Genomic DNA, 25,176 nt, shown 5'->3' on the forward strand with positions numbered 1-25,176 from the left:
GGCGACAGGCGTTGACACTCAAACAATAAAAAGAGGTCGCCCATGGAACCGATATCCGCAAGCCTTGATGAGCGTTGCACTGGAACACCGGCCGATGATGGCCACCTAAAACGCACGCTGGAAAACCGCCATATTCAATTAATCTCGATCGGTGGTGCGATCGGTACTGGTCTGTTCATGGGGTCCGGCAAAGTCATAGCGCTGTCCGGCACCTCCATTTTGCTGGTCTACGCCATTCTAGGGTTTTTCCTGTTTTTTGTGATGCGGGCGATGGGCGAATTGCTGCTATCTGACCTGCGTTTCAAGTCCTTCGCTGACATTGTTGCGCATTACCTGGGGCCGCGTGCAGGTTTCGTCTTGAGCTGGTCGTACTGGCTGAGCTGGAGCGTCGCGGTAGTAGGGGATGTCGTGGTGGTCGCAGGCTTCTTCCAATACTGGTTCCCACATGTTCCCGCTTGGATGCCCGCCTTCTTCACCCTCTTTGTGCTACTGGGATTAAACATGCTAGCGGTGCGGATTTTCGGCGAAGTTGAGTTCTGGTTCGGCATCATCAAGATCGTTGCCATTGTCATGTTGATTCTGACTGCCATAGTGCTGATTGCGACGTCCTACACATCGCCCAATGGCGTGGTGGCGTCGCTGTCCAATGTGGTGGCTCCTGGGGTGATCTTCCCCCACGGTCTCAGTGGCTTCTTTGCCGGCTTTCAGATCGCCGTATTTTCCTTCGCTGGAACTGAGTTGATCGGTACCACAGCCGCCGAGGCGAAAAACCCGCAGCGCACGTTGCCGAAGGCGATTAACACCATCCCATTGCGGATTTTGTTGTTTTACATTCTTGCATTGGTTTGCATTATCAGCGTCGTGTCCTGGGCCGAAGTCCCGGCTAACCGTAGCCCCTTCGTCGAGTTGTTCCTGTTGGCAGGCTTTCCGGCAGCGGCTGGCATGATCAACTTCGTAGTGCTGACTTCTGCAGCCTCTTCAGCAAACAGTGGTGTCTATTCAGGTTGCCGGATGCTGTTCGGTTTGGCTGAGCGGCGTAATGCTCCAGCGATTCTGGCAAAGCTTTCGGCGTTGAGTGTGCCTGTGTACAGCCTGCTATTTTCGGCGATGTGCATGCTCACCGGGCTGACCCTGCTGTTCATCATTCCGGAGGTGATGACGGTGTTCACGCTGATCTCCACCGTATCGGCGATCCTGGTGATTTTCACCTGGTCAATGATTCTCACGTCTTACATCGCGTACCGCAAAAGCGATCCTGCTGCCCACCTGGCCTCGACCTTCAAATCGCCGGGAGGCGTGCACATGGCAGTCATCACGCTGGCCTTCCTTGCTTTCGTGCTGGTGCTGCTCGCCCTCGAACCCGATACTCGCGTGGCGTTATGTGCAATGCCCGCGTGGTTCATCTTCCTGCTGCTCGCTTATCGCTGGCGCAATACTGCCGCCAACCCATCCTGAGAGGAACTGCCCATGACGCGTTTTGTAGATGTCCCCACCATGTCCCGACTGGTCGAGCACATCGGCATCTCAAGATTCATCGGTGAGCTTGCCGATACGATCAGGGAAGACTTTATCAACTGGTCGGACTTCGATAAGTCGGCTCGGGTCGCCAGCCACTCTGATATAGGTGTGATCGAACTAATGCCGGTGTCCAGCGCGCAACGCTATGCTTTCAAATATGTTAATGGGCACCCTAAGAACACGCAGCGCGGGCTATTTACCGTTATGGCATTCGGGGTCTTGGCAGACGTCGATACGGGCTACCCGGTCCTGCTTTCCGAGTTGACCGTGGCGACGGCACTTCGCACCTGTGCCACATCATTGATGGCCGCACGTGCGCTCGCCCGACCGGATTCGCGACGTATGGCGCTGATAGGAAATGGCGCGCAGAGCGAGTTCCAAGCGTTGGCTTTCCATTACCATTTGGGCATTGAAGAGGTCGTAATTTACGATGTGGATCCTTTGGCTACCGAGAAATTTATCCGCAATATGGCCGAGCATCCCACGCTTAAGGTGCGGTGCGCTGCGTCTACAGCAGAGGCAGTGAGGGGGGCTGATATTGTCACCACAGTAACCGCGGACAAGGCCCAGGCCACCATCCTCACGCCTGACATGATCGAGCCGGGCATGCACATCAACGGGGTTGGGGGTGACTGCCCAGGCAAGACCGAACTGCACGCTGACGTGCTGCGTAAGGGCAAGGTGTTCGTGGAGTACGAGCCGCAGACGCGAATCGAAGGTGATATCCAGCAAATGCCGACCGACTTCCCGGTGGTCGACCTTTGGCGAGTTCTTGCAGGCCAAGTGGTAGGACGGGAGAGTACCGAGCAAATCACCATCTTCGATTCGGTAGGCTTTGCGCTGGAAGACTACTCGGTGCTGCGGTACATCAACTCGCTGGCCGAGCTCGGCAATCTCGGGATTGGGATCCAGTTGGTGCCGTGGGTTGAGCATGACGATGGCGATGACCCGAAGGATCTTTTCAGGCATACGCGCTCGAAAAAGACCCGCAATGCGATGCGTCGCATCGCATAATGGGCCAATAGTCGATTCTCGCCAGCGGCTTGAACATTTCCTGGGGATGCCTTTCGCAGAATCGTTTCCGCAGCGAGTGCAATCTGTGGAAGGTCATCCTATTGAGTGTTCCGCAATTTAGGCTTATTTATAATGACTCCCCGTCTCGAAGGCAGGAGCTGAGGCCGTCACAGCTGGCTGACCACTGTGTCAGCCATTCAGGCAAAGGTGGTGAGTGCTCCTCCAAACCCAGCTCGCGGGCGAATTCGGTTGGACAGACGTTGCCTTGAGGGCTCCGGAACAAGCCGCGAATAACAATCACGGCGATTACCCTCCCATGTTTGACGAAACGATGTTCGATGAATGACCACTTGCTATCCCAGCCCAACAAGCTGGTGTGGATTTCAAAACTCTCGAATAACTTCAGTTCTCGGCGAAACTTGCCTAAAGCGTCACCAACTATCGGTATTGCGCGGTGCCTTAGCGCTGCACGAAAAGCACCGGTGCGCAACACGTAATCCATTCTCGCGACGTCAGACATTGTAAAATAACGTCCGTTAGTGACGTGCCGGTTAAAGTCAAGGTCTAAAGGCCAAACCCTTAAGCGGGTTACAGTTGTAGTCAAACCTGAAGTTGGATTCCGCCAAGGACGGCGCAGCAGCAGTAGTAACAAACGGAACCAGAGATTCATGGAGCTAAGCCCTACAATAGAAAGCGCGGAATCTTAGTCGAGAATCATGGTTTTAAATAGGTTCATAAGTGAAAGAATTCATGCGATTCATGACAAAGTATTTAGTTTGAATCGCGTCGTTAAACAAACATGGTATGCGGGTGTGCTCTACGATGGATATTATGAGGCTGAAGTAATCAGGCTGCGATGCTGACCTTATTGAAATTGTTGGGATAGATGCTGAGAGATTTGGTAAGCGTGGTCTGACTTGGTCGGCATCAATTAATGCTTCATCTTGAGCGGTGCGAGGGATGGTTTGAGGCAGGTGTGAAGGAAGTAATGGGGCGTGTGGTAAGGTCTGTAAATTTCGCTTCTAACATATGCCTGGAGCGTCGCATTTTTATATAAGATGCGTATCTCCGGGCGCTGGTTGTTTCGGCCCTTAAGCGAGTAGGGGATGATGTCGCCATCCAGCGGAGAAGTGGTCTAGCCCAACATCTGACCATTAGTCATTCAACTCACCCGCGATCATTACGCAAAGAGTTAGTGCATCCAATAGTGGCGCTTTACACGTGGGTGTCATGAGTTGCTCGGAGAAACCTGTAAGGTTAATAAAGCTGGTAGAGCCGTCTACCGATAAAAAAACGGTGATCGTCCAAGTGTGTCTAACTGGCAGCCTCAAGTGTAGTCTGCAATAGCTTTTTCGAAGCGGCAATGGCTTTGTTGCATGCCTGACTTTATCAAGTAACTAGTTCTAGGCGCGTTTGAGTGCGTGGTAGAAAGGTGTTCGAGATGGTGGGGTTGAAGTGGTTTGTCGGCATGATGCCTCTATTGTTGTTCTTGTTGAGGGTCATCAGTGCAGACGTAACGTATAAATTAACCAGCCATACAGTTGATGTCTGAAGATTGGGCCAAAGGCTTATCTGCAGAGTTGTAGAGGGTGACCTTGTACTCTTGGCCCAGACTGCTTTCTACCAACGTATAGTGCTTGCCAGCTTTGAAGTCTTTGTAGGTGACGCTTGCGTTACAGGTGGCGCCGTTGCTGTCGCCTTCACCCTCAACAAAAAGAGTAGCTCCCAGCGTGTGATTGCCCGCCGACACCTCGAAGTAGCGACCGTCATTGAGGCGCTTGCCATCTACGGTTTCTGCCATGACAGTCGTCATGGGCTCCTCCTTAAGGCTTACCCAAGCCTCTTCTAGGCTAGCTTTTGGCATTTGCCCGGCGCAGCCGCCCAATATGCTCATTATCCCGAGCAGCGGTACGGCCAGTCGCCAATTAGTGCGCAGCTTGATCTCCATACGATTTTACCTCAGATGATGTTGTAATTGATTTTTCTATGATGCTGAGTTCAATCGAGAGCTTCAAGTTAAGACTGATAATGAATTTCCTAAATTAACTTTAATGGAGGTTAACCGTGATTTTTTTATAAGTCGTGGAAGACTGCGCCCCGTTCAACTTTTGGGAGCAGGGTATGCTCGGTCTGGTCAAAACGGCACTTCACAAGCCCTATACGTTTCTGGTGTTGGCGATTGTGATCTGCATCGTCGGTCCCTTGGCGGCAGTGCGCACGCCAAGTGATGTTTTCCCTGATATCGGCATACCGGTCATCGCGGTGGTGTGGCAATACGCAGGGCTGGCCCCGGACGCCATGTCGGGCCGGGTGATCTACACCTATGAGCGGGCACTGAGCACCACGGTAAACGACATCGAACACATCGAATCGCAGTCGTTGCCGGGCATGGGCATCGTCAAGATCTTCTTCCAGCCCAGCGTCGACATCCGTACCGCCAACGCGCAGGTCACCGCCGTTTCGCAGACCGTGCTCAAGCAGATGCCCGCCGGTATCACGCCACCGCTGATCCTCAACTACAGCGCCTCGACCGTGCCGATCCTGCAGATGGCGTTTTCCAGCCAGACCCTGTCCGAAGCGCGCATTCGCGACCTGGTGCAGAACAGCATTCGCCTGCCGCTGACCGCGGTACCCGGGCTGTCGATGCCGACCCCCATGGGCGGCAAGCAGCGCCAGATCACCCTCGACCTCGACCCGCAGGCACTGGCGGCCAAGGGCTTGTCCGCCGAGGACGTGGCCAATGCGCTGGCGGCGCAGAACCAGATCATCCCGGTGGGCACGGCGAAGATCGGCCGCAACGAATTCACCGTGCTGCTGAACAACAGCCCCACGGCCATCGACCAGCTCAACGCGTTGCCGGTCAAGGTCGTCGATGGCGCGCAGATCACCGTGGGCCAGGTGGCCCATGTGCGTGACGGTGCGCCCCCGCAAACCAATATCGTGCGCGTCGATGGCCGCCGCGCGGTGCTGATGCCAGCGCTGAAGAACGGCAACAACTCGACCCTGTCGATCGTCGACGGCATTCGCGGCATGTTGCCGCGCATCAACGAAACCCTGCCACCGGAACTCAAGACCTCGCTGCTTGGCGATGCCTCCACGGTGGTCAAGGCGTCGGTCGGCAGCGTGGCTCGCGAGGGCATCATCGCCGCCTTGCTGACCAGCGCGATGATCCTGCTGTTCCTCGGCAGCTGGCGCTCGACCCTGATCATCGCCGCCTCGATCCCGCTGGCGGTGCTGTCGGCCATCGCCTTGCTGGCGGTCAGCGGGCAGACCCTCAATGTGATGACCCTCGGCGGCCTGGCGCTGGCCGTGGGCATTCTGGTCGACGACGCGACGGTGACCATCGAAAACATCAACTGGCACCTGGAACAGGGCAAGTCGGTCCGCCGGGCCATCCTCGATGGCGCGCGGCAGATCGTCGGCCCGGCGTTCGTGGCCTTGTTGTGCATCTGCGTTGTATTTGTTCCGATGTTCATGCTCCAGGGCATCGCCGGATACCTGTTCCGGCCCATGGCATTGGCAGTGATGTTCGCCATGGGGAGCTCTTTTATTCTGTCGCGTACCTTGGTGCCGACCCTGGCCATGTTCCTGCTCAAGCCGCACCGGGTGGAGCAGGGCGAGGGGCGGCACCCCGAGGACGCGTATCTCAATCACCACGAAGGCGACAAGTCGGCCAACCCGCTGGTGCGCCTGCAGGCCGGTTTCGAAGCCGGCTTTGCCCGGCTGCGCGATGGCTACCAGGGCCTGCTCGAACTGGCCCTGGCCAACCGTCGGCGGTTCCTGCTTGGCTTCCTCGGTTGCGTGCTGGCCAGCTTCGCGCTGTTGCCAATGCTGGGTGAGGATTTCTTCCCCGAAACCGATGCCGGGGCAATGGCACTGCATGTGCGCCTGCCTTTGGGCACGCGCATCGAAGAAAGCGCTGCGGCCTTCGACCGTATCGAAAGCCGCATTCGCGAAGTGCTGCCGGCAGAGGCCGTGGCGTCGATCATCGACAACATCGGCCTGCCCATCAGCGGCATCGACATGGCCTACAACACCAGCGGCACGGTCGGCCCGCAGGACGGCGACATCCAGGTGTCGCTCAACTCCGGCCACGGACCGACCGCCACTTACGTGAAGCGCCTGCGCGAGGTGCTGCCAGACAGTTTCCCCGGCACCACCTTCGCCTTCCTCCCGGCCGACATCAGCAGCCAGATCCTCAACTTCGGCGCGCCGGCACCGCTGGACGTGAAGATTTCCGGCCCCAATGATGCTGCCAACCGCGTCTATGCAGCCGAAGTGATGCGCCGCCTGCGGCATGTTCCGGGCATCGCCGACCTGCGCCTGCAGCAGTCGCAAAGCTACCCGTCGCTGCAGGTCGATGTCGACCGCAAGCGCGCCGCCGAGCTGGGCATCACCGAACGCGATGTCACCGCCAGCCTGGGCGCTTCGCTGGCCGGTACCTCGCAGACGGCGCCGACCTACTGGCTCAACCCGGCCAATGGTGTGTCCTATTCCGTGGTCGGCGCGACCCCGCAGTACAAGATGAGCAGCATCGCCCAGCTGGAGGCGCTGCCGATCACCGGCAGCAACGGGCACACCGCTGTGCTCGGCGGCATCGCCAGCCTGGCGCGCACCAACACCGCCGACGTGGTCAGCCACTACAACATCACCCCGACCCTGGACCTGTACGCCAACGTCCAGGGCCGTGACCTGGGCGGTATCGCCGCCGACATCCAGCAGGTCATCGACGACACCGCGCACCTGCGCCCCAAGGGCGCCACCGTCAGCCTGCACGGCCAGATCAGCGCGCTGCACGAAGCCTTCCACGGCCTGGGCCTGGGCCTGCTGGGCGCGGTGGTGCTGATCTACCTGCTGATCGTGGTCAACTTCCAGTCCTGGGTCGACCCGTTCGTGATCATCACCGCATTGCCCGCCGCGCTGGCCGGTATCGTCTGGATGCTGTTCGTCACCGGCACCACGCTGTCGGTGCCGGCACTCACCGGGGCAATCCTGTGCATGGGCGTGGCCACCGCCAACTCGGTGCTGGTGGTCAGCTTCTGCCGCGAGCGCCTGGCAGTGCATGGCGATGCCGTGAAGGCCGCCATGGAGGCCGGTTTCACTCGCTTTCGGCCCGTGCTGATGACGGCCCTGGCGATGATCATCGGCATGCTGCCGCTGGCCCTGTCCCAGGAGCAGAACGCGCCGCTGGGCAGGGCGGTGATTGGCGGGCTGATCGTTGCCACCACGGCGACCCTGCTGTTCGTGCCGGTGGTCTTCAGCCTGGCCCACCGCCGCTCAACCCCTCACGCTGTCGTTGGAGAAAACCTGCATGCCTAGCCGTTGCGTAGCTGATCGTCGGCGCTTGAAACCCATGGGGGGCGCCGGCCTGGGCCTGGCTGCCCTGGTGGTTGCGCTGGGCGTGTACGCCCGGCAGCACCAGGCCGCTGCGGTGCAGGCGTGGACCGAGCACCGGGCGACGCCTGCGGTGGTCACCTTTACCCCGTCGCTGAATGCTGGCGGTGAAACGCTGAGCCTGCCGGCTCACCTGCAGGCCTGGAACATGGCGCGGATCAATGCCCGGGTCAGCGGTTACCTGAAGAACTGGCAGGTGGACATCGGCACGGTGGTCACGGCCGGCCAGCCGCTCGCCGAAATCGACAGCCCCGAACTCGACCAGCAGCTGGCCCAGGCCAAGGCCAGGCTGGCGCAGCACCAGGCCAGTGCAGCGCTGGCGCAAAGCACCGCTGCGCGCTGGCAGCACCTGTTCGCCAGCCATTCGGTGTCGCGCCAGGAGGTGGATGAGAAGGTGGCCGCCGCCGCAGTCGCCAGCGCCGATGCACAGGCCGCCGAGGCGGACTATGTGCGGCTGAAGGACCTGGCGGCGTACAAGGTCATTCGCGCACCGTTCACCGGCACCATCACCGCCCGGCACGCGCAGGTCGGCCAGTTGGTCAAGGCCGATAGCGACAGTGCCACTTCGCTGTTCGACATCGCCGACACCCGCCGCCTGCGCCTGTACGTGCCGGTGCCGCAGAGCTACGCCAGCCAGATTCTGCCCGGCATGCAGGTGCAGTTGTCGGTGCCTGAACGACCTGGCCAGCACTTCACCGCGGCGTTGCTGGGTACCTCCACCGCCGTCGACCAGGGCTCGGGCACGCTGCTGGCGCAGTACGCGGTGGAAAACGCCAGCGCGGCGTTGCTGCCGGGCGACTACGCCAGCGCCCGCATTACCCTGCGCAGCAATGCCCAGGCCGTGAGCATTCCTGCCAGTGCCCTGATCTTCAGGGCCCAAGGGCCGCAGGTGGCGGTGCTCGATGCGCAGAACCGCGCGCACCTGCGCAGCATTCATATCGCCCAGGACCTGGGCAGCACGCTGATCGTCGACGGTGGCCTGGGCCTGAAGGACCAGGTGGTGGACAATCCGCCCGATGCCCTGCGTGACAATGATGCAGTGCGCAGCGTAACGCCGGGAGGTGTGCATGCGCCCTCGGTTTAAGCGCAGCGGGCTGCTGCTGTGCCTGGCCTTGCAAGGCTGTTCGCTGGCCCCTCATTACCAGGTACCAGAGGCGAAATTACCGGCTCATTATGGCGACCGGGTAGGGGCCTGGCAGATGGTGGGCACAGAGCAGAGGTTGCCAGCGCAGTGGTGGAAGCTGTTCGAAGACAAGCGGCTCAATGAGCTGCAGGTACAACTTGAGGCGTCGAATCCAGATCTCGCCGCTGCAGTGGCGCACTACGATGCGGCCGCAGCCTATGCCCAAGGGTTGCATGGCGGCCTTTGGCCGCAGGCGAGCGCGACTGTCACGCCGTTACGCCAGCGGCAGTCGGACCGCCGGCCGTTGCGTGGTGATACCCAGCCATCAATCTACAACAGCGATACCGCTGGGCTGAGCTTGAACTTCGACCTCGATCTCTGGGGAAAGCTTCGTAACCAAGTCGCAGCTGGTGACGCTGAAGCCCAGGCTTCTGGAGATGACCTGGCAGCGGCGCGATTGAGTCTGCAGAAGCAACTTGCCGTTCTCTATGTTCGATTGCGAGGCTTGGATGTACAGCATCATCTGCTGGGTGATGCCCTGACACATCGGACCCAACTGCTCACGCTGATTCAAGATAGGTACCAAGGCAATATAGCGAGCGAGTTGGATCTCGACCGAGCAACGGCGCGCCTGTCAGAGGCGAACGCGCAGGTGGATGAGGTAATCGCTCAGCGCCGCCTGGCGGAGCATGCAATAGCAGAGCTTGTGGGCAAGTTGCCCAGCGAGTTCTCGCTTGCTGACGATCAGACCCCCTTGGAGCCACCCCAGGTACCGCACGATCTGCCGAGTAAGCTGTTGCAGAGTCGACCCGATATCGCAGCAGCGGAGCGACGTGTCTATGCGGCCAACGCCAACATCGGTGTTGCCCGAGCGGCGTGGTACCCAGACTTCAGTCTGATGGGGCTTGTCGGCGGGCAAACCCAGGGAGCTGGAAACTTGTTGGCGTCGGCTAACCGCTTCTGGGCGGTGGGCCCCGTTCTACAGCTGCCCATATTGGATGGGGGAAAACGAGAAGCGGATGAGCAGAAAGCCGTGGCTGAGTTCGATGAGGCCGCTGCGTCCTACCACGGCAAGGTGCTTCATGCTGTGCGGGAGGTTGAAGATAACCTTGCCCAGATCGGCGATCTTGGCCAACAAGCCAGGGATGTGAAAAGCGCTGCAGATGCTGCCACGGCAGCAGAAAGTATTGCCATGAATAGCTACAAGCAGGGAGCGGTAAGCCTTATCGACGTTCTCACCGCCCAGCTCGATGCGCTGCAGACGAAGCAGGATCTTCAAGCGCTACAGATCAAGCAGGTAGAGGCATGCATTGGCTTGATGGTATCGCTTGGCGGCGGGTGGGCTCAGCAGCCAGGCTGATGCGTTGTGACCTCAGAGGCAACTTTGTAAGCAGGCGGAAGAGCAGAAAAAAGGCATTCGTAGCGCTTCAAGCCTCGGCCTTTCTGCCAGCACGTTACATTTCGAAAGGAGCCACTTAAGTATCCATTCCGCAATCTATGCACGCAAGAGTGCCATGGTGGTGGTCAGTTGCTACAGATACTTGCTGTGGGGCTCAGTGCAACAGATTTCAAGCGTCCTTATGCTCGACTTTCAATGATTGCGGAACCCGTAGAGATTAAGCAAATCGGTCTTGGTTTCAACAGCCATCTTTCTTATGGCCGATGTGCTGAGAGAACTGGTCAAAAAACCGGACGCTGCTTACCCAAGCTTGATTTTAGAGGAGCCGGTCCCGTTCGGAATTCCTTAACCATGGTGTGCAAGACGTAACTAATTTAGCAAGAAATTGGGGTGAGGTGACCTGCTTCACCCCTCGGAAAATTAATTTTATCAGCCGGAGTGAGAGCAGCTTTTGGAGCCTCACGTATGCTCGACATTTTAAATTGCATCTTTGATGATCATCGTCGTCTAATTGAGCTTAATTCGTACATTGTCGTGTTATTAAATATGTACAACGTATTATGCATAAGGTTTTACCATTAATGTCGGATAACGTTCGCTTATCAGACCTAATAGAATGCAGGGCAGCACGAGGTGGTAGGCGTATCTAAAAAGGGCCTTCCACTTGCGTGTCGACCCTCTTGAAGCTGTCCTTGAGTTCGCAATCCAGAGCTTTGGTCACTATCCATTGTGGGTAGCGGATCGCCCGCAACTCTGGAAGCGTCACGCTAGCTTCTGATTGGGCGGCTTGCCCTTGATCGTCTGATTCGCTCCCCTTACGCTCAAATCATCTGCGCCAAAGCTCTTGGCTTCTGACAGAGCCGAGGTGCGGCAAAAGGGGCTTTTCGACTATGAGCGTGTAGTGCGGGGTTAAGAATATTTGAATGCACGGTAACGGCCGGTGCGGCGGAGTTTTCAAATGAAGCTGGCGGGCATAGCATTCGATCTAGCGCTGTTCCTCGCCTTGCCGCAATCCTATGAAATCGATCGGTCCATGCTGAAAACTTAGGTAAAGTGCTCTCAGATGTACTAACATAACCAATCAATTTCATCTGGTATCGAGGAAGTATCTATGTCCCGTCTGGCAGAATTCCGTCAGCTTGAACAGAAATTGGCCGCACAGCTGGCCGAGCTGGAAGCTTTGAAAGGCTCGTCTGAGCTCCAGAAAGAAATCGAATTCGAGACTAAGCTGCGCGATCTGCTCGCCACGTATGGCTACAGCCTGCGCGATGTCATCAATATCTTGGATCCGCAGGCCAGCCGTCGTTCTGCAGCCCCAGCTGGCGATGAAAGAGCTCCGCGCCGTGCCCGCCAGGTTAAGCAGTACAAGAACCCGCACAACGGCGAGATCATCGAAACCAAAGGCGGCAATCACAAGCTGCTTAAGGAATGGAAAGCCGAGTACGGGGCCGATGAAGTAGAAAGCTGGGTCTCTCGATGAGCTCTTCTGCAAATCAGTGATGCATTGCCAGAAGCCGTCCTATGGGGCGGCTTTATTGTAGAGCTACTTTACTGGGCTCGCGTAAAGGGCCTGAAATCTTCGTAGGAGCAGCGTCATCAAGCTGCATCAGCTTGCCGATCTAGACGACTAACTCCTCCGCGGTTTTCTCTTGGGGGATGCTCGCCGCAAAAGCTATTTGCCATACGAGTTCTGTATGTATCCTTATTATCAAGGCATAGGCATTCCTGTGAAGGCTTAGCTCGACAGCGCTAGACCAATCAGATGCGGCACTGCTTTTTCTGCGGGGCCTGTCAGCATGATCTCGTTCGGGCCATTCATGGATACATCTATGGTATTAACGTGTATGACCACTGCACCAGACGATAGTGCTATATCTGGCAAGTCCGCAGCAGGCCGGACCACGCCGGAGGTCCCGATAGAAAGCAAGGTGTCACACTGTCGTGCTGCTCGGCTGGCAATTTTCCATGCGCCTGGCGGTAGATCTTCCCCAAACCACACCATACCTGGACGCAAGCGACCATTGCATCGACGGCAGCGTGGCGGTTCTATCAATGCGCCCTCCGTTGGGGGGATCGGAAAAACCAGCCGTTCTGCGACATATCGATGACAGGCAAAACACTTGGGGTGCATCAGGCTCCCATGGAGATGAAGTACATCCTGATTCCCCGCACGCTCGTGCAGATCATCAACGTTCTGAGTAACCACCGTGACACTCCGGGCACTGCCAGATAAACGATGGATCGCACGATGTGCCGCATTGGGCTGAGCTTGGATAACCTGCTGGCGCCGCCATAAGTACCAGCCCCAAACCAGCGCTGGATTTTCGCGGAATGCCTTTGCAGTTTCTAAACGCTGCGGGTCTTGGCGCTCCCACAACCCTGTCAGTCGGTCACGAAAAGTTGGAATGCCGCTGCCGGCAGAAATGCCAGCGCCGGTAAACACCATGATACGTTGAGCAGACCGCAGTATCTCAGCGGCTTTTGTTAGGGTGTCCACGGGTATTCATCATCCTAACGCGGGGCAGAGAAGGCACCCCGCAGAACGGCCGAGGAAGCCATCGGAATAGACTTTATCAAGTGAACGACCCAAACGTGCGCCTCGTGCCGAATAGCAAGGCTCACGGTCACGGAGCCCAAGCCACATTCTGGATGGGCTTCACCGGCCAACGACGGTATGCGCTCCTGCATTAATAGTGCGCGTACAACTGCGGTTCGTCAGCAGATTTTGGTGGAAGGACCTCGCAGGCCACTCTCGCCTTTAGGTTCCGCGCCGAGTACAACGCATGTGACCGTTTCCGCAGGCGTAAATCTAGATCCCCCAATTTGTAGGTGGCCACCGCGGTCTCGTAAATCACCGCGCTTTGCGAGCACTCAAGCCCGCGGTGAATCACAATTTTACGAAGCTCCTCCAGGCTCCAGTGCGTACGTCCGGTGATAGATGGAGGGCATAGCATTTGTACCTGCGCGATCTCGACGCCTGTTGCCTGGGAGAGGAAGACGTTGAGTTCGTAGGCATCTTCAACTACAGCTGCTCGCTCGTTCTCACCGTTGAAAAGCGGCCGCAAGGTTACCCAAAAGCACATCCCTTCAATTTCACAATAGGAACCCGTACGGACAGAACGGGTGTGAGATTCGGACAAATAGATCAAAACGGGCTCCACTGAGCGCTGCATACCCCTAGGCGATCAGTCACCAGGGCTGGAAAGCTCAAATTATCCCACAATGAACACTATAGATTGTAGCCCTATCGTGTTCGATAGCGCTTCATCATTCCTTTTATGAGGAATGATGATGGAAATCCGTGAATCCCTGGGTGAGGCACTGCGGCGCATGCGCATTCTTCACGACCTAACCCAGGAAGATTTCGCCGTAGTCAGTAGTCGAACCTACGTGAGCTCCCTCGAACGCGGACTCAAGTCGCCGACTATTCAAAAAATCGAAGAGCTGGCCGGCCGCATAGGTATTCACCCACTCAGCCTCATCGTGTCTGCTTACCTTATTCAAGACCCCGATGTGGGTTTCGACGGGTTGATCAAGCAGGTGAAAAAAGAGGTGCTCAAGCCCTGACGGTCGATCTCGCGCCAAAAATGAGCGCTATAGTGTTCATGGCGCCCTCAATCGACTACCATCGCTGCTCACTAGAACCTGCTTCGGGGAGCAGCGTAGTCATGCGTAGATCATTCCATGGCTAAGGTGGCCCCTTCTACATCCAAATGCCTATGGCCACCGCCGCTGCTCCCCGTTTTTCAATTGGCCTGTACAGGACACCGTGTCGAGACTCGTGGAAGATTCCTGATTAACACTGGCGAAAGGCTGTAGGCGGGGAGCCTGGATGGAGGAGGGCGTAGTTAAATAATGCGCTTTTGTCTCTCGGGTATAGCGAGCGAGGCGCGAGGATGAGCCTAGCCACGAGCAGCGCTAGCCATGCGAGCCCCCATCTATCTCCTCATGTGCGGCTTGAACAACCGCGTCGGGGTCGGAGGATATGATGTCCTTCGGCAGCTTACCCGCCAAATACGAATTGGATGATTCGAACCATAAAGCCATGCCCCAGCCATTCGTCCTGGTGGCCAGCACAGCGATGACGCGCTGCATTCCCTGGGCGGCACTGGCCGAGGTGCGTGCTTCGATGGCGAAACGTGGAAAGTACTCCACACCCTCATAGGTGATAGAGAAGATCGCACCGTTTAAATACCGGTCATGAGTGACGTCGCTGAGTTGCTCAGCCAGCGCCGGCAACAGGGCATTTAGCTCTGGCCAGGTCAGCCAGTCTCCGCTGGCCATGACCCTGGATTGTGCCTTGGACTGGAAAATGGCCTCTCGGCGGGAAAGATTCCTCACCTTTGGAATTGCCTGCATTCTGCAAGACGCTCCTTGAGTATTAGGAGAGGGGATTCCAGCAGCCACTTCCGATCTGACCGCTGAGAGATAGACCAGCACTAATTCGGATCCACTGGCGGATCAAGGGTCGACCACTCAACGGCGGTGCGAGTCTTGGAAGTAATCGTCTTGTGCAACCAGGCCCAAATCTCCGCTTTCAAGAGACAGCTCATCACTGAACAGGTGCTGAACGCGTCGCTCTTGCTTAATGTACGCCAAGGTCTGGAAAAAACAGTGCTCACAGAGGTGTACCTCGAATCGCTGGCCGTCGTGCTCGCTGCCATATCCCCAGTGGGCTTGTAGGGTTCCATACTGGTAATAACCTGCGGCCCTGCGCGTCGAACAACCGCAGACGTCACAGGTCACGTCAGTGACGGCTTCAACCTCGACCGGCCCCATAATTTTCACTGTGAATTCCTAAAAAATGGCTTCGAGCCAGGTTGGAGGGCAAGCTGGCAATCGACAGCTGAGTAATCCAATCTTGACCGCGGTCGCGCATGCCGATGCGCTCCACCGAATGCGCGCACTCCTGATCATGCGCATGATAACAGGAGTTCTGCGTTGTACTGATGTTGCTGTGACGCAGATTCTTCCCGCAGGCCTCTAGAATCGCGCAGCGGAGCGTCAAACGTGGCTGAGGTGTGGCGCATCCAGTGCGCAGAAGCACAGCGTAGACGTTCCATCTCATGGTGAGCGTGGCCTTCGCTGCAAATCTTGTCGACAGCTTTATCGAAGCCAGCGCGACAACCAGGTGTATACAGTGTGCTGCCGGTTCTATGAATTCCTTATTGAAGACGGCGTCACCTAAACGAACCCGTTTCGGCCACTCCAAAGAGCAACCGATTTTCTGAGATGTACGGTCGATCCTGCGTTCTAAAACATCTCAAATAGGGAGGACTCTATTTACCCTCAAGAACACCCTTTCCGTAAATAATAATTGACAAACAAGTACCACTGCTGAGTGGAGAGGAATGGATTTCATCAGAGGAGTCAAGTCATCCTGACATCGTGTCAACGTTTCGTGACAAGTGGGGGCCGCTTGGCTCAGCCTCACCGATAGGCGTAATATTTGCGACTACGTTGGTCGGAGATGTGTATGTCGCTTTACAGCGCTGGCGTCGAATACGGCATTCATTGCCTGCTGTACCTCGTTGATGAGCGAGGTGATACCCGGGAGGCCAGTGTGCGCGACCTGGCGGAGTTGCAGGGCGTGCCCCAGGAGTACCTGGCCAAGGTCTTCACCAAGCTCGCCCGGGCCAGGCTGGTGGTAGCCACCGAAGGCGTGCGCGGCGGTTTTCGCCTGGCGCGGCCGTCGGACGAAATCACCGTGCTGGACATCGTCCACGCCATCGACGGGCCGAAGAAGATCTTCGATTGCCGCGAGATCCGCGAGCGTTGCACCTTGTTCGAAGGTTCCGCGCCGGGCTGGGCGACCGAGGGCACCTGCGCGATTCACGCGGTGATGCTGGGGGCGCAGAAGCGCATGGAAGAGGCCTTGGCGCAGCAGACCATCCTTGACCTGGCGCGGCGCTTCGGGCGCAAGGCACCGGCCGAATTCGGGCAACAGGTCAATGACTGGATGTGCGAGCGGCGTGAGGGCAAGGGTGGTGGGGATATCCCCGTCAGCCAGGTCTGAATCTATCGCCTGACCGGCCCTTTCGCGAGCAAGCCCGCTCCCACAGAGACCGAGGAGAGCTTGTGGGAGCGGGCTTGCCCGCGAAGAGGCCGGAGCAGGTCAGCGCCCCTCGTGCTGCCGCCGATAAGCCCCCGGCTGTACCCCCATGGTCTTGGCAAACGCCCGGGTAAACGCCGCCACCGACTGGTACCCCGCCTGCGCGCCCACCTGTTCCACGGTATTGCCCGCCTGCAGCAACCGGCAGGCATGGCGCATGCGCAGCGCCAGCAGTACCTGCCCCGGCGACTGCCCGGCCAGTTCATTGAAGCGCTTGAAGAACGCCGAGCGCGACAAGCCGGTGCAGGCCGCCATGCTCTCCAGCGTCCAGGCCTGCCCAGGCTGCTCGATCAGCTGCTCCAGCAGCCCGGCAAACGCCGGCTGACGGGCGAGCGCGACCAAGCCGCCAAGCGACTGCCCGGCGTGCACCTGCTGGCGCAGCACATACAGGAACAACAGGTGGGTCAGGCGCTCCAGCAGCGTTTGCGAGGGCGAGCCCTGGCACTCCTCCAGAATCAGCCCGAACAACGCCCGTGCCGCATGCCCTTGCGGTTCATCGGCGCGCAGCACGATCCAGTCGGCCAGCCCCTCGACGATCAGCGCCGACAACCCAGCGCGGAAGTCGAAGAACCCGCATACCAGGCCCACCCCATCGCCCGCCGTCGCATCCAGAGCCTGCATCTGCTGGCGTGGTTGGGCGCAGGCGGCAATCGGGTCCTGGTCGCTGGACAGCCGGTAGCCCACATCGCGCAGCAGGAACACGGCATCGCCGGCCGCCAGCCGCACGGCCTCGGTCTGGCCATCGATGTGCAACCAGCAATGCCCCTGCACCACCAGGTGAAAACTGGCGCGGCCCATGCCTTGGGTGCTGGCGTGCCAGCCGCCGCAATAGCGGCCGATATGAAACAGGCTGGCGTCGAGCTCGAGGCTCTCTAATAACCAATCGACAAGAGGGCTGGATGAAATCATCTAATGCAAAGACTCAGGAGCAAGGAAAGGCGACTGATGAATATGGAGGGTAATTCTTATAACCAACAGACTGTAGGCACACACAGCAAAAGGAGACCACTCCATGACCTCGCGCATTACTCTACACACTCTGCAGAGCGCCCCGGAAGCGGCCCGCCCATTCCTCGAAAACGCCCAGAAGAATTCAGGCTTCATTCCCAACCTGCTCGGCGTGCTGGCCAATGCCCCGGCGGCGCTGGAAACCTACGTCACCGTCTCGGCCCTGAACGGCAAGGCTGAGCTGACCCTGGCCGAGCGTGAAGTGGTGCAACTGATCGCCGCGACCAATCACGGTTGCGACTTCTGCGTTGCCGGCCATACCGCCGTGGCCCTGAACAAGGCCAAGCTGCCCGCCGAAGTGGTCGAAGCCCTGCGTGCCCGTGGTGAACTGCCGGATGCCCGCTACGAGACCCTGGCTGAATTCGCCCGCGAAGTCATTGCAACCCGCGGCAATGTCAGCGACACCACCTACCAGGCCTTCCGTGCAGCCGGTTTCACCGAGGGCAACGCCCTGGAAGTGATTCTCGGCGTGAGCCTCGCAACTCTGTGCAACTTTGCTAATGTGTTCGCCCAGACGCCGCTCAACGACGAGCTGAGCAAGTACCGCTGGCAGCCAACCGCGTAATTTTACGCTCGGCGCTGGTGGCGCCTGCTATTTCAAAAGGAGTAGGGACATGCTTGATGCAGCATTTCGTCAATGGCTGGATGCCAATGCCGAGGCAATCGACCAGGGCCAGTGCGACCCACAATCCGTGCTGGCACACATCGCCGAATCGCAGCTGTTGCGCATCGGCGTCGACCCGGTGCTGGGCGGCAACGGTGGCGCGGTCACCCATGCGGTCGAGGCAATCGCCGCCATCGCCAGCCGCTCACTGGCCGCCGCCTTTGTCTGCTGGGGCCAGCGCGCGTTCATCGAATACCTGCTGCAAAGCCCCAACCAGGCCCTGCGCGAGCGCTTGCTGCCGAGCTTGTTGACCGGCGAACTGGCCGGTGCCACAGGTTTGTCCAATGCCATGAAGTTCCTCTCCGGGATCGAGGCGCTGCAGGTGCGTGCCCGCCCCGGGTCGGCGGGCTGGACCCTGGAAGGCCGCTTGCACTGGGTGACCAACCTGCGCAAGAGCGGCTTCGTCGTGGCGGCGGCCATCGAGGACGACGCCGGTGGCTCGCCCTTCGTACTGGCCATTCCTTCCGGCAGCCAGGGCCTGGAACGCTCCGATGACCTGGAGCTGATGGGCCTGCAGTCGAGCAATACCGCGGCACTGGCGTTCCACCAGGTCGAGCTGAGCCGCGACTGGCTGCTGCACGAGAACGCCCGCGAGTTCCTGCCCCAGGTGCGCCCGGCGTTTCTTGCCTTGCAGTGCGGCATGGCCATCGGCCTGGCACGGCGTTCGCTGCAGGAAGTGCATGAGCACCTGCACGGGCGCCTGTCGTTCCTCGAGGAGCACCGCCAGGTACTCAAGGAGCGCCTCGAGAACACGGTGGCCGAGCTCAAGCAGGGCCTGCTCGAAGGGCGTTTCCTGGGCCAGCCGGCGGCGCTGTTCAAGCTGCGCATCACCCTCGCCGAGTGCGCTGCCGACGCGGTGCAGCTGGAGCTGCAAGCCAGCGGCGGCAAGGCGTACCTGGATGCGTTCGGGGCCGGTTTCGCCCGCCGCTGGCGCGAGTCGGCGTTCGTGCCGATCGTCACCCCAAGCCTGGTGCAACTGCGCGCCGAGCTGCATCGCCAGGCCGCCAGCGCATGAGCCAGGCGTTACTCGAAGCCCGCGAGATCAGCCTGGGCTACCCGCGCGAGGGCGGCTGGCAGGAAGTGCTGGCGCGCTTCGACCTGCAACTGGCGCCAGGGGAGGTCGTGACCATCCTTGGCCCCAGTGGCGTAGGCAAGTCCAGCCTGTTGCGGGTGCTGGCCGGCCTGCAGCAGCCGCGCGGCGGCAGCGTGACGCTGCACGGCGAACCGCTGCAGGGCCCGCACCCACGGCTGGCGGTGGCCTTCCAGGACCCGAGCCTGCTGCCCTGGCTGAGCCTGGAAAAGAACGTCGCCTTCGGCCTGGATTTCGCCCGCCAGCCCAAGCTGGCCGCCGCCGAGCGCCGTGCGCGCATCGACCATGCCATCAACGCGGTGGGCCTGGCCCATGCGCGCAACCAGTATCCGGCGCAGCTGTCGGGCGGCATGGCCCAGCGCACTGCGCTGGCCCGCTGCCTGGCGCGCCAGCCTGAAGTGCTGCTGCTCGACGAGCCGTTCGGTGCGCTCGACGAAGTGACCCGTGCCGACATGCAGCAACTGCTGCTGCAGCTGATCGCCACCCACAACACCGCAGCCGTGCTGATTACCCACGATATCGACGAAGCCTTGTTGTTGTCCGACCGGGTGCTGCTACTGGGCGACCACCCGGCGCACATCCTCGGCCAATGGCACATCGGCCTGCCGCAACCGCGCGCGCAGCGGGTCGAAGAGCTGGGCGCGCTGCGTATCGACATCCTCAAGACCCTTCGGCGGGCCAGCCGCACCGCTGCACCTTCCTCTATTTCGTTGCCTTCGGAGCCTGCACATGTGCATGGATGACTGCTGTTCCTCCACCTCGCGTCGTGATTTCCTCAAGCTCAGCGCCATGCTCACCGCCGCCGGGGCCGTGCCGTTGCTGTCCAGCCTGCAGGCCCGCGCCGCCGCCGAGCCCGACGCGCCGGTACGTATCGGCTACCTGCCGATCACCGACGCCACGCCACTGCTGGTGGCGCACAACAACGGCCTGTTCGAGGCCGAAGGCATCAAGGCCGAGCGCCCGGTGCTGCTGCGCAGCTGGGCGCAGGTGATCGAGGCGTTCATCTCCGGCCAGGTCAACGTCATTCACCTGCTGTCGCCTATGACCGTGTGGGCGCGGTATGGCAGCAAGGTGCCGGCCAAGGTGGTGGCCTGGAACCATGTGGGCGGCTCGGGCCTGACCGTGGCGCCGGACATCACCGACATGAAGCAGCTGGGTGGCAAGACCGTGGCCATCCCGTTCTGGTACTCGATCCACAACGTGGTGCTGCAGCAGATGCTCAACGACAACGGCCTGACCCCGGTGTCGAAACCCGCCAATGCCCAGCTGGCGGCCAACGAAGTCAACCTGCTGGTGCTGCCGCCGTCGGACATGCCGCCAGCCCTGGCCAGCAAGCGCATCGCCGGCTACATCGTCGCCGAACCGTTCAATGCCCTGGCCGAGAACCTCAAGGTCGGCCGCGTGCAGCGCTTCACCGGTGATGTCTGGCGCAACCACGCCTGCTGCGTGGTGTTCATGCACGAACACGACCTGAACAACCGCCCGGAATGGTCGCAGAAGGTGGTCAACGCCATCGTCAAGGCCCAGCAATGGACCCGCGACCACCGTGCCGAAGCGGCGGCGCTGCTGTCCAAGGCCGGCCCCAACAAGTACACCCCGCATGACCCGGCGGTGCTGACCAAGGTGCTGGCACCGGCCGCCGAAGACCGTGCCGGTTACATTGCCAGTGGCGCGATTCAGCATCAGCAGTGGGACGAAAAGCGCATCGACTTCCAGCCATACCCGTACCCCAGCTACACCGAGGAGCTGGTCAAGCGCCTGAAAAGCACCCTGATCGAAGGCGAAAGTGGCTTCCTCGCTGGCCTGGACCCGGCGCAGACTGCCCGCGACCTGGTCGACGACCGCTTCGTGCGCAACGCCATTGCCGCGGTCGGCGGCCCGTCGGTGTTCGGCATCGCCGAGAACTTCCAGCGCAGCGAGGAGTTCGCGGTCTGATGCGCAAGCACGTCGTACATGCTGGCCTGGGGCTGGTCGGCCTGCTGGGGTTGCTGTTGCTGTGGTGGGCGGGGGTGCGGCTGTTCGGCGAGGCCGATGGCCTGTCGGCGCGCTTCTCGCCCCAGGCGACCCTGGCCAGCCTGGTCGAGCTGCTCGGCCAGGGCGAGGTCTACGGGCATGTCTGGGTCAGCCTCAAGCGCATTCTGGTCGGCTTGTTGCTGGCGCTGCTGATCGGCGTGCCGTTGGGGCTGCTGGTCGGCAGCTACCGGCATCTGGAGGCGGCGACCACGCCGGCGTTCCAGTTCCTGCGGATGATCTCGCCCCTGTCGTGGATGCCAGTGGTGGTGATGTTGATGGGCGTGGGTGACCAGCCGATCTACTTCCTGCTGGCCTTCGCCGCCTTGTGGCCGATCCTGCTGAACACCGCTGCAGGCGTGCGCCAGCTTGACCCGCGCTGGCTGCAGCTGAGCCGCAGCCTCAGTGCCACGCGCTGGGAAACCTTGTGCAAGGTGATCATCCCCGGGGTGATCGGCCATGTGCTGACCGGGGTGCGCCTGGCCATCGGCATCCTGTGGATCGTGCTGGTGCCGTGCGAGATGCTTGGGGTGAGTGCGGGGCTGGGCTATTTCATTCTCGATACCCGCGACCGCCTGGCTTATTCGGAACTGATGGCGATGGTGCTGCTGATCGGCGTGCTGGGCTTCATGCTTGATGCTCTGGCCCGTGGGCTGCATCGGCGCTGGGTACATGCCTGACCGGCCAGTCTGGCCTCTTCGCGGGCATGTCGGGGCGCCGAACCGCCGCTCCCACAGGTACTGCACAGGCCTGGAAATTTGTGCGATCCCTGTGGGAGCGGGCTTGCCCGCGAAGAGGCCCTCGAATCAGTGCACTGACTTGCGCTCCCGCACACAGGCCTTCGCCTGGGCGGTCAATTCATCCAGCCATTCATCCCGCTGCTGCTCGGCATCGAGCATGGCATCTTCACCCTGCTGATTGAGCAGGTAGGTGTGAATCTGCAGCACTTCGGCAGTCTGGTAGATCGGCGCAATGTCCAGCCGACCGATCAGCGCACCACTGGCCTGGCCGGTACTGCTCATCAGCACCTGCGGCCCGCTGGCGGCGACCACCTGCATGCCCATGTTTTCGAACCATGGCACCTGGTTGGCAAAGGCATTGAGCTCGACGCTGGCAAAGTGCGCCTGCACGTCACCCAGCAGGGCGCGGGCAATGCCCTGGCGGCGGTGGCTGGGCACCACGGCAAGAAACGCCAGGGCGCACGCCTGGGGGTTGTCCTGGGCCGGCAAGGTCAGGGCGAAACCGAGCAGCTGGTCCGGTGCGTCGGCATCCAGGGCGAGGGTCAGCTGCACGGCCAGGCCGCGGGTGCCGTCCATGGCTTGCAGGTACTGGTGCACCTCCATGCCGACGCCGTACTGGTACAGCGGGTACAGCGGGTTTTCCGCACGAATGGCGACACTGCTCAGTGCGCCGACGTTGTGGATCACCAGCTCGCGGATCTGGTTCTGGAAGGACTCGGGCGGCACGCTGTCGAGGCGGCTCAGGATGAACATCGGTGGACGGGCTCCGGCTGCGGTTGGCTCACCCCGCGCCGGGTTGGCGCGGGGTGCACAGTCTAAACCCTTTTTAGCCGCGCATCGCGGCGAGCATCAGGTCGAGGTTCTGCACCGCCGCGCCCGAGGCACCCTTGCCAAGGTTGTCGAACACTGCCGTCAGCACCACCTGGCCGTGCTCGGGGTTGGCGTAAAGCGCCAGGCGCAGGTCGTTGCTGTCATTCAGCGCCTCAGGGTCGAGTGGGGTGGCCGGGCCCTGCTGGTGCAGCGGCATCACCTGCACATGGCGGGCGCCCTGGTAATGTTGTTGCAGGCAAGCCTGCAACTGTTCGGCGCTGGCCTGGCCGGGCAGCAGGCGCAGTTGCAGCGGGATGCTCAGGACAATGCCCTGGCGATAGGCCGCATAACCTGGCAGGAACATCGGCCGTGCCGACAGGCCTGCGTGCTGCTGGATTTCCGGCACGTGCTTGTGCGCCAGCTCCAGGCCATACAGCTGCAAGGTCGGGGCATGTTCAGCGCCAGGCGCCTCGTGCCGCTCGACGGCCGCGCGACCGCCGCCGGAATAGCCGGAGATGGCATGGATGCTCAGCGGGTAGTCGGCCGGCAGCAGTCCGGCCTTGACCAGCGGGCGCAGCAGGGCGATGGCGCCGGTGGGGTAGCAGCCAGGGTTGCTGACCCGCTTGGCCTGGGCGATACGTTCGGCCTGCTGCCCGTCCAGTTCTGGCAGGCCGTAGACCCAGCCTGGCGTGGTGCGGTGCGCAGAGCTGGCGTCGATCACCCGCACGGCCGGGTTTTCGATGGCCGCCACGGCTTCGCGGGCAGCGTCGTCGGGCAGGCACAGCAGGGCGATGTCGGCACTGTTGATGGCGTCGCGGCGCCGCTGCGGGTTTTTGCGCTCGGCCTCGGGCAGGGTCAGCAGGCGCAGGTCGTTGCGGCCGTGCAGGCGGGCGTGGATCTGCAGGCCGGTGGTGCCTTGGTCGCCGTCGATGAAAACAACTGGGGTGTGCATGGTCGGGGTCCGGTCAGGGGAGGGGATGGCCTATGCTCGCCTGTGGCCCTGAGAAAGAAAATTTGAATATCATGATGCTGACATTCAGTTTTGATGAATCAAGGATCGCCACCCATGCGCGAAATCAGCCTCGATCGCCTGCGCACCCTGGTGGTGATCGCCGACCTGGGTTCCTTTGCCGAAGCCGCCCGCCAGCTCAACCTGGCGCCGCCCACCATCAGCCTGCACGTGGCCGAGCTGGAGGCGCGGGTCGGCGCGCCGCTGCTGACCCGCAACCGCAACCAGGTGCGCCCCACGGCCGTCGGCGAGACCTTGCTGGCCCGCGCTCGGCGCCTGCTGGCCGACGCCGACCTGGCCCTGGACGAAGTGCGCCGTCAGGTCGAGGGCCTGACCGGGCGGGTGCGCCTGGGTGCCTCCACCGGTGCCATTGCTCATCTGCTGCCCAAGGCCCTGGAGCACCTGCGGGTGGCGCACCCGGGTATCGACGTGCAGGTTCAGGTGCTGACCTCCCAGGCTTCACTTGCGCGTTTGCGTGATGGCACGCTGGATATCGGCCTGGTGGCGCTGCCCCAGGTGGCCGGCAAGGGCGTCAGGCTCACGCCCTGGCGGCGTGACCCGATCCTGGCGTATGTGCCGGCCGAGTGGCAGCCGCCGGCCAAGGTCACCCCGGCCTGGCTGGGGCAGCGCGCGTTGATCCTCAATGACAGCAGTACCCAGCTGTCGCGGGTGACGGGTGAGTGGTTCGCGGCGGCAGGCCTGTATCCCGAACCGCGGATCGAGCTGAACTACAACGATGCGATCAAGAGCCTGGTAGGCGCCGGCTATGGCGCGACCTTGTTGCCGCAGGAAGGCGAGGCCGCCGAGCTGGACCGGCGGATTGCGCGGCGGCCGCTGCGGCCGGGGTTGTGGCGCCAGCTGGGGATTGCCTGTCGGGAGGGCGAGGTGGAGCGGGCTACGGGGTTTGTGCTGGAGGCTCTGGAGCGGTTGCGCCAGTGAGGCTGCCAGGGTCAGGCATGGCATTTTCGGTGCCTGTTAGATCGAGCGCCGCCCGCGCGGCGCATCGCGAGCTGCGCTCGCTCCTACGCTTGTTTCGGGCCAGTAACGCCTGTGGCAGGCGCGCGCGAGCGCCTGGTTCATCCGACGCGGTACCGCGCTATGCGCCAAAGCGTCCGCGCGCAAATCCCACAGGATAAACTGGCCCGAAACAAACGTCAGGCATGGCATTTTCGGTGCCTGTGAGATCGAGCGCCGCCCGCGCGCGACCGCCTGATTCATTCGACGCGATACCGTGCCAGGCGCCAAAGCGTCCGCGCGCAAATCCCACAGGAAATATTGGCCCGAA

At 60.7% G+C, this 25,176-nt stretch carries 22 protein-coding genes; 14 read left to right on the top strand and 8 right to left on the bottom strand.

Annotated elements, in window-relative coordinates:
- The first annotated feature begins 42 nt into the window (after window positions 1-42).
- Both OCX61_RS10540 and ocd read left to right on the top strand, forming a co-directional pair.
- Window positions 43-1,455: an amino acid permease gene (locus OCX61_RS10540; protein ID WP_261943720.1), complete on the top strand. Its 1,413-nt coding sequence runs from the start codon at window positions 43-45 to the stop codon at window positions 1,453-1,455.
- A gap of 12 nt (window positions 1,456-1,467) precedes the next feature.
- Window positions 1,468-2,532, top strand: coding sequence for an ornithine cyclodeaminase (gene ocd, locus OCX61_RS10545; RefSeq protein ID WP_261943721.1), 1,065 nt, complete (start codon window positions 1,468-1,470; stop codon window positions 2,530-2,532).
- A 127-nt stretch (window positions 2,533-2,659) separates the two neighbouring features.
- On the opposite strand, the gene OCX61_RS10550 is transcribed toward ocd, so the two are convergent.
- Both OCX61_RS10550 and OCX61_RS10555 read right to left on the bottom strand, forming a co-directional pair.
- Window positions 2,660-3,202: a thioesterase family protein gene (locus OCX61_RS10550; RefSeq protein ID WP_261943722.1), complete on the bottom strand. Its 543-nt coding sequence runs from the start codon at window positions 3,200-3,202 to the stop codon at window positions 2,660-2,662.
- A gap of 855 nt (window positions 3,203-4,057) precedes the next feature.
- Window positions 4,058-4,480, bottom strand: a complete 423-nt coding sequence (locus OCX61_RS10555) for a PA0061/PA0062 family lipoprotein (RefSeq protein WP_261943723.1) — start codon at window positions 4,478-4,480, stop codon at window positions 4,058-4,060.
- A 173-nt stretch (window positions 4,481-4,653) separates the two neighbouring features.
- Between OCX61_RS10555 and OCX61_RS10560 the strand changes: the two genes are divergently transcribed.
- From OCX61_RS10560 to OCX61_RS10575, 4 genes are all read left to right on the top strand, one after another.
- Window positions 4,654-7,851, top strand: coding sequence for an efflux RND transporter permease subunit (locus OCX61_RS10560; protein WP_261943724.1), 3,198 nt, complete (start codon window positions 4,654-4,656; stop codon window positions 7,849-7,851).
- Window positions 7,844-9,010 carry an efflux RND transporter periplasmic adaptor subunit gene (locus OCX61_RS10565; RefSeq protein WP_261943725.1) on the top strand — a complete coding sequence of 389 codons (1,167 nt, stop codon included), beginning with the start codon at window positions 7,844-7,846 and terminating at the stop codon, window positions 9,008-9,010. The genes OCX61_RS10560 and OCX61_RS10565 overlap by 8 nt, the downstream gene beginning before the upstream one ends.
- Window positions 8,994-10,409, top strand: a complete 1,416-nt coding sequence (locus OCX61_RS10570) for an efflux transporter outer membrane subunit (RefSeq protein ID WP_261943726.1) — start codon at window positions 8,994-8,996, stop codon at window positions 10,407-10,409. The genes OCX61_RS10565 and OCX61_RS10570 overlap by 17 nt, the downstream gene beginning before the upstream one ends.
- A gap of 1,150 nt (window positions 10,410-11,559) precedes the next feature.
- Window positions 11,560-11,928 carry a histone-like nucleoid-structuring protein, MvaT/MvaU family gene (locus OCX61_RS10575; RefSeq protein ID WP_186598586.1) on the top strand — a complete coding sequence of 123 codons (369 nt, stop codon included), beginning with the start codon at window positions 11,560-11,562 and terminating at the stop codon, window positions 11,926-11,928.
- Between the two features lie 255 nt (window positions 11,929-12,183).
- Here the strand turns inward: OCX61_RS10575 and OCX61_RS10580 are convergent, their stop codons facing one another.
- Together OCX61_RS10580 and OCX61_RS10585 are read right to left on the bottom strand one after the other, a co-directional pair.
- A complete protein-coding gene (locus OCX61_RS10580; RefSeq protein ID WP_261943727.1) occupies window positions 12,184-12,945 on the bottom strand; it encodes an SIR2 family NAD-dependent protein deacylase in 762 nt (253 codons plus the stop codon).
- Between the two features lie 190 nt (window positions 12,946-13,135).
- The gene (locus OCX61_RS10585; protein ID WP_261943728.1) at window positions 13,136-13,597 is read right to left on the bottom strand and encodes a hypothetical protein; all 462 of its coding nucleotides are present in this window, start codon (window positions 13,595-13,597) and stop codon (window positions 13,136-13,138) included.
- A gap of 142 nt (window positions 13,598-13,739) precedes the next feature.
- Here OCX61_RS10585 and OCX61_RS10590 point away from each other — a divergent pair, with 142 nt between their 5' ends.
- Window positions 13,740-14,015, top strand: a complete 276-nt coding sequence (locus OCX61_RS10590; RefSeq protein ID WP_186598588.1) for a helix-turn-helix domain-containing protein — start codon at window positions 13,740-13,742, stop codon at window positions 14,013-14,015.
- Between the two features lie 351 nt (window positions 14,016-14,366).
- On the opposite strand, the gene OCX61_RS10595 is transcribed toward OCX61_RS10590, so the two are convergent.
- Entirely contained in the window at window positions 14,367-14,807 is a 441-nt protein-coding gene (locus OCX61_RS10595; protein WP_261943729.1) for a hypothetical protein, read from the bottom strand.
- Window positions 14,808-15,924: 1,117 nt separating this feature from the next.
- Between OCX61_RS10595 and OCX61_RS10605 the strand changes: the two genes are divergently transcribed.
- Window positions 15,925-16,464: an RrF2 family transcriptional regulator gene (locus tag OCX61_RS10605; protein ID WP_261943730.1), complete on the top strand. Its 540-nt coding sequence runs from the start codon at window positions 15,925-15,927 to the stop codon at window positions 16,462-16,464.
- A gap of 99 nt (window positions 16,465-16,563) precedes the next feature.
- Here OCX61_RS10605 and OCX61_RS10610 read toward each other — a convergent pair whose 3' ends face one another.
- Window positions 16,564-17,469: an AraC family transcriptional regulator gene (locus tag OCX61_RS10610; protein ID WP_261943731.1), complete on the bottom strand. Its 906-nt coding sequence runs from the start codon at window positions 17,467-17,469 to the stop codon at window positions 16,564-16,566.
- 103 nt (window positions 17,470-17,572) lie between these two features.
- Between OCX61_RS10610 and OCX61_RS10615 the strand changes: the two genes are divergently transcribed.
- The 5 genes from OCX61_RS10615 to OCX61_RS10635 are packed head-to-tail and all read left to right on the top strand — an operon-like array spanning window position 17,573 to window position 22,012.
- A complete protein-coding gene (locus tag OCX61_RS10615) occupies window positions 17,573-18,133 on the top strand; it encodes a carboxymuconolactone decarboxylase family protein (protein ID WP_261943732.1) in 561 nt (186 codons plus the stop codon).
- Window positions 18,134-18,182: 49 nt separating this feature from the next.
- On the top strand, window positions 18,183-19,247 hold the full coding sequence (locus tag OCX61_RS10620) for an acyl-CoA dehydrogenase family protein (protein ID WP_261943733.1): 1,065 nt from the start codon (window positions 18,183-18,185) through the stop codon (window positions 19,245-19,247).
- Entirely contained in the window at window positions 19,244-20,065 is an 822-nt protein-coding gene (locus tag OCX61_RS10625) for an ABC transporter ATP-binding protein (protein ID WP_261943734.1), read from the top strand. Before OCX61_RS10620 ends, OCX61_RS10625 begins: the two co-directional genes overlap by 4 nt.
- A complete protein-coding gene (locus OCX61_RS10630) occupies window positions 20,052-21,257 on the top strand; it encodes an ABC transporter substrate-binding protein (RefSeq protein WP_261943735.1) in 1,206 nt (401 codons plus the stop codon). Before OCX61_RS10625 ends, OCX61_RS10630 begins: the two co-directional genes overlap by 14 nt.
- On the top strand, window positions 21,257-22,012 hold the full coding sequence (locus OCX61_RS10635) for an ABC transporter permease (protein WP_261943736.1): 756 nt from the start codon (window positions 21,257-21,259) through the stop codon (window positions 22,010-22,012). The genes OCX61_RS10630 and OCX61_RS10635 overlap by 1 nt, the downstream gene beginning before the upstream one ends.
- A 126-nt stretch (window positions 22,013-22,138) precedes the next feature.
- Here the strand turns inward: OCX61_RS10635 and OCX61_RS10640 are convergent, their stop codons facing one another.
- A complete protein-coding gene (locus OCX61_RS10640) occupies window positions 22,139-22,825 on the bottom strand; it encodes a GNAT family N-acetyltransferase (protein WP_261943737.1) in 687 nt (228 codons plus the stop codon).
- Window positions 22,826-22,898: 73 nt separating this feature from the next.
- On the bottom strand, window positions 22,899-23,834 hold the full coding sequence (gene argC, locus OCX61_RS10645; protein WP_261943738.1) for an N-acetyl-gamma-glutamyl-phosphate reductase: 936 nt from the start codon (window positions 23,832-23,834) through the stop codon (window positions 22,899-22,901).
- A 114-nt stretch (window positions 23,835-23,948) separates the two neighbouring features.
- On the opposite strand from argC, the gene OCX61_RS10650 reads away from it, so the two are divergent.
- Window positions 23,949-24,830, top strand: coding sequence for a LysR family transcriptional regulator (locus OCX61_RS10650; protein WP_261943739.1), 882 nt, complete (start codon window positions 23,949-23,951; stop codon window positions 24,828-24,830).
- Window positions 24,831-25,176: the final 346 nt, after the last annotated feature.

This window comes from Pseudomonas sp. LRP2-20, assembly GCF_024349685.1.
Classification (GTDB): Bacteria; Pseudomonadota; Gammaproteobacteria; order Pseudomonadales; family Pseudomonadaceae; genus Aquipseudomonas.